Annotated in this window: 3 protein-coding genes and 1 pseudogene; 1 reads left to right on the top strand and 3 read right to left on the bottom strand. The window is 68.3% G+C overall.

The features are described 5' to 3' along the window. Positions 1–41 precede the first annotated feature (41 nt). The gene (locus GPA_RS11725) at positions 42–2,534 is read left to right on the top strand and encodes a molybdopterin-dependent oxidoreductase (protein ID WP_015539995.1); all 2,493 of its coding nucleotides are present in this window, start codon (positions 42–44) and stop codon (positions 2,532–2,534) included. Between the two features lie 299 nt (positions 2,535–2,833). Here GPA_RS11725 and GPA_RS11730 read toward each other — a convergent pair whose 3' ends face one another. The 3 genes and pseudogenes from GPA_RS11730 to GPA_RS19285 all read right to left on the bottom strand — a co-directional run. Next, complete coding sequence (locus tag GPA_RS11730; RefSeq protein ID WP_147274495.1) at positions 2,834–3,352, bottom strand: hypothetical protein; 519 nt, start codon at positions 3,350–3,352, stop codon at positions 2,834–2,836. Beyond that, positions 3,339–3,572 carry a hypothetical protein gene (locus GPA_RS11735; protein ID WP_015539996.1) on the bottom strand — a complete coding sequence of 78 codons (234 nt, stop codon included), beginning with the start codon at positions 3,570–3,572 and terminating at the stop codon, positions 3,339–3,341. The genes GPA_RS11730 and GPA_RS11735 overlap by 14 nt, the downstream gene beginning before the upstream one ends. A gap of 67 nt (positions 3,573–3,639) precedes the next feature. Next, a pseudogene (locus tag GPA_RS19285) lies at positions 3,640–3,882 on the bottom strand (hypothetical protein); the annotation flags it as partial.

A 3,882-nucleotide genomic window follows, 5' to 3' on the forward strand; every position in this document is an offset into this window, starting at 1 on the left:
GAAGGTTTCGAAGGGAAGCCAAGAGGAGAGGAGAGCAACGCATGACCACCAACGTGAAGGGCACGCCCATCGTGAAGGGCCTGGGCTTCGACAGCTTCGGGCTCGGCGCGAACGCGTGCACGGTCGACATCGACGAGGAGCAGGACAAGATCCTGCGCATCCGCCCGTTCCACTTCGACGAGCACCAGACGCCCGAGGAGCTGAACGCCTGGAAGCTCGAGGCGCGCGGCAAGACCTTCGAGCCGGGCTTCAAGACGCTCATCTCGCCGCTGTCGCTGTGCTACAAGAAGCGCGTGTACTCGAAGAACCGCATTCCCTATCCGATGAGGCGCGTGGACTGGGACCCGAACGGCGAGCGGCACCCCGAGACGCGCGGCACGAGCGGCTACGAGCGCATCAGCTGGGACGAGGCCGCGCAGATCGTGGCCGGCGAGATCAAGCGCATGCACGACGAGTACAGCCCCGAGGCCATCCTGTGCGAGATCGACGGCCACGGCGAGACGAAGGTCGTCCACGCAGCGCACGGCTGCATCACCCAGCTCCTCGACCTCTGCGGCGGCTTCACCCTGCAGGCCCGCCAGCCCGATAGCTGGGAGGGCTGGTACTGGGGCGCCAAGCACGTCTGGGGCATGGACCCGCTCGGCCAGCAGAACCAGCAGAACAACGTCATCAAGGATATCTCGGAGCACGGCGACGCGGTGCTCTTCTGGGGCTGCGACCCCGAGACCACGCCGCTCGGCTGGGGCGGCTACATGGCGAGCCGCCTGTGCTACTGGTTCACCGAGCTCGGCATCAAGCAGATACACATCTCGCCCGACGTGAACTACACCAACGCCGTGCACGCCGACAAGTGGATTCCCGTGCTGCCCAACACCGACGCCGCGCTGCAGCTGGCCATTGCCTACACGTGGATCAAGGAGGGCACCTACGACCAGGCCTACCTCGACACGCATGCCGTGGGCTTCGAGAACTTCAGGCACTACGTGCTGGGCGGCGAGGACGGCGTGCCGAAGACCCCGAAGTGGGCCGAGCGCATTTGCGGCGTGCCCTCCTACACCATCAAGGCCCTCGCCCGCTACTGGGCCGCGCACGCCGTGTCCATCGCGCACTGCAACGGCGGATCGTTTATCCGCTCCTGCTTCGCGCACGAGCCCGCGCGCCTCGAGGTGGCGCTGCTCGGCATGCAGGGCGTCGGCAAGCCCGGCGCGAACCAGTTCAAGTTCATGGAGTGGACGCTGTTCGGCATCCCCACGCTCGATCCGCTGCCGCCCTCGGTGCACATACCCAGCCTCGGCGCCGCCTACCGCGGCTACGTGACCGGCACGAAGGCCAGCTTCATCCCCAAGACCATGATTCCCGAGGCCATCATGAACCCGCCCGTGCAGTGGTACGGGCATATCGCGGCCGGCTTCCCGCGCGAGGACCAGTTCGACGGGCCCTACACGTTCCCGCCCGAGGGCGGCAGCCGCATCCATATGGTGTGGTCGGACTCCCCCTGCTGGGAGACCTGCTGGAACGGCGGCTTCAAGATGCAGGACGCCCTGCGCCACGAGTCCATCGAGTGCGTGGTCGTGCAGCATCCCTGGATGGAGAACGACACCCTGTTCGCCGATATCATCCTGCCCTCCAACACGAAGTTCGAGACGGAGGACATCGGCACCGACTGCGATTCCGGCCAGTGGAACGTCGTGTTCTACGAGCGCCAAGCCATCCAGCCCATCGGCGAGTCGAAGTCCGACAAGGAGGTCGTCGCCGAGGTTGCCCGCGCGCTCGAGCAGTACGGCGGCGTCTACGAGGGCATGCTGGACAAGTACCTGGGCGGCAAGACCGACGACGAGTGGATCAAGGTAGGCTTCGAGACGAGCGGCGTTCCCGAGGACCTCACGTTCGAGGAGTTCAAGGAGAGGCAGTACTATGCCTTCCCCACGCGCGAGGACTGGAAGGACATCCCCGCCGGCATCCGCCAGTTCCACGACGACCCCGAGGGGCACCCGCTGCGCACGCCGTCGGGCAAGCTGGAGTACTACTCAACCACGCTCTCGCACTACTTCCCCGACGACCGCGAGCGCGGGCCCATCCCGCACTGGATCGACGAGGGCGCCGGCCACCAGGAGCGCCAGTACCTGGAGCGCGGGCGGAAGTACCCCTTCCTGCTCGTCTCGAACCACCCGCACTTCCGCGTGCACGCGCAGCATGACGACGTCACCTGGTTCCGCGAGATCGAGACCTGCAAGGTGACGGGCCCCGACGGCTACAAGTACGAGCCGGTATGGGTGAACCCCGTGGACGCGGGCAAGCTGGGACTTTCGACGGGCGACGTCGTGAAGGTGTACAACGAGCGCGGCGCGGTGCTCGGCGGCGTCATCGTCACGGAGCGCATCATGCCCGGGGCCGTGTACCAGGACCACGGCGCACGCTGCGACACCGTCGTGCTGGGCGAGGGCGGCCTGGACCGCGGCGGGGCGAACAACCTCATCGCCCCCACGGCCACCACGTCCAAGAACGCGCAAAACCGTCAGCAGATCGGGCTTTAGCTGCGTCGCCGCACCCAGCACCTCGTCCGCCACAAACCGCTCGCGGTCGACGGCAAAGGCGAGCCCGGCCGTGTCCATCTGCCGGCAGGCGCGCGCGAGGTCGGCCGTCAGGCGGTTGACGGAGAGCATCATGCCGCCCGCCTGCACGGTCGCGAACACCACGAGCAGCACGAGCGGCACCGCAACCACGGACTGCACGATCTCGCTCCCGCGCTCGGGTGCGCGCCGCCCCCGCAAACCGCCTCTTGCCGAGGCGCCGGCTTTGAACCGAACGCTCTTCCCAACGTCCCCCCAAGCCCTCATGCCGCCTCCCCCCGCGCCGTCTCGTCGATAGACCCGCACGCCCTGGCCGTGCACGCGAACGCCGGATCGGCCCCCTTTTCGGAGAGCAGCGAGCCGAGCGGCGTCAGGTAGCGCGCTCGCACGGTGAGTTCCACCGCCACCGAGCGCGTGCGCGCACGAAGGGTACGGACGGCGAACGAGCCGTCCTCATCGTCGTGCAACCGGTAGGCGATCTCCCGCTCCACGGCATCGCCCACCTCGGCGGCCGCGGACAGCTCCAGCTCCGCAGCGCCCAGCGACGGCGCCGCCTCGAGGGCGGCCTCCCGCAACCGGTCCGGGGAGCCCGCCGCAGAAGGGGCCGCCTCCACGCACCGGCAAACGGCATGGGCCGCCGTGCTCGCCTCGGCGCCCAAGAACGCGACGCGTCCCAGGTCGATGGCCGCGAACAGGAACGCGAGCAGCAGCGGCATGGCCGCCACGGCCACCACGACGCTGCCGCCGCGCTCGGATCGGCTGGCACTCCTACTTCGCCGCACCGTTCGTCACCTTCGAGAACAGGTCGGTGATGTTCGTGCCGGCGGTGGTGATGGCCGTTTGGATGTTGCCCTGCAGCAGCATGAGCGCCGCCCCCAGGCCGACGGCGAAGCCGAGCACGATGACCGTCTGCACGATCTCGGACCCGCCGTTCTCCTCGCCGCGCACGACGAGCGCCCTAAGCTTGCAGCACCGATAGGACCGGTTCTTTCCCTGTTTCATGATGGAGCTTCCCTTCTCTCACGTTTTCGCAGGCCCGTTCGGGTCCTGCCTTCTCACAATCGCGCGCTCACGCCCATGCCGCGCCAACCGCCGCGCCGCAGGCAAGCCATGCCGAGAGGAACGGCGCCATGGGCATGCCGTCGCCCAGCTTCAGCTTCCCCACCGCACACCCGGCCAAGGCTGCGAGGCCCGCAAGCGTATAGCAGGCCGCGAACCCGCACAGGGCGCCGGCGCCCGTCGCCAAGGACAGCGCCCCCATGCAGCGCACGTCGCCCCTCCCCACCGCCCCGCCGGGACAGCGCGCTCCCAG

Origin of the sequence: Gordonibacter pamelaeae 7-10-1-b (genome assembly GCF_000210055.1) — a bacterium.
Lineage (GTDB): Bacteria > Actinomycetota > Coriobacteriia > Coriobacteriales > Eggerthellaceae > Gordonibacter > Gordonibacter pamelaeae.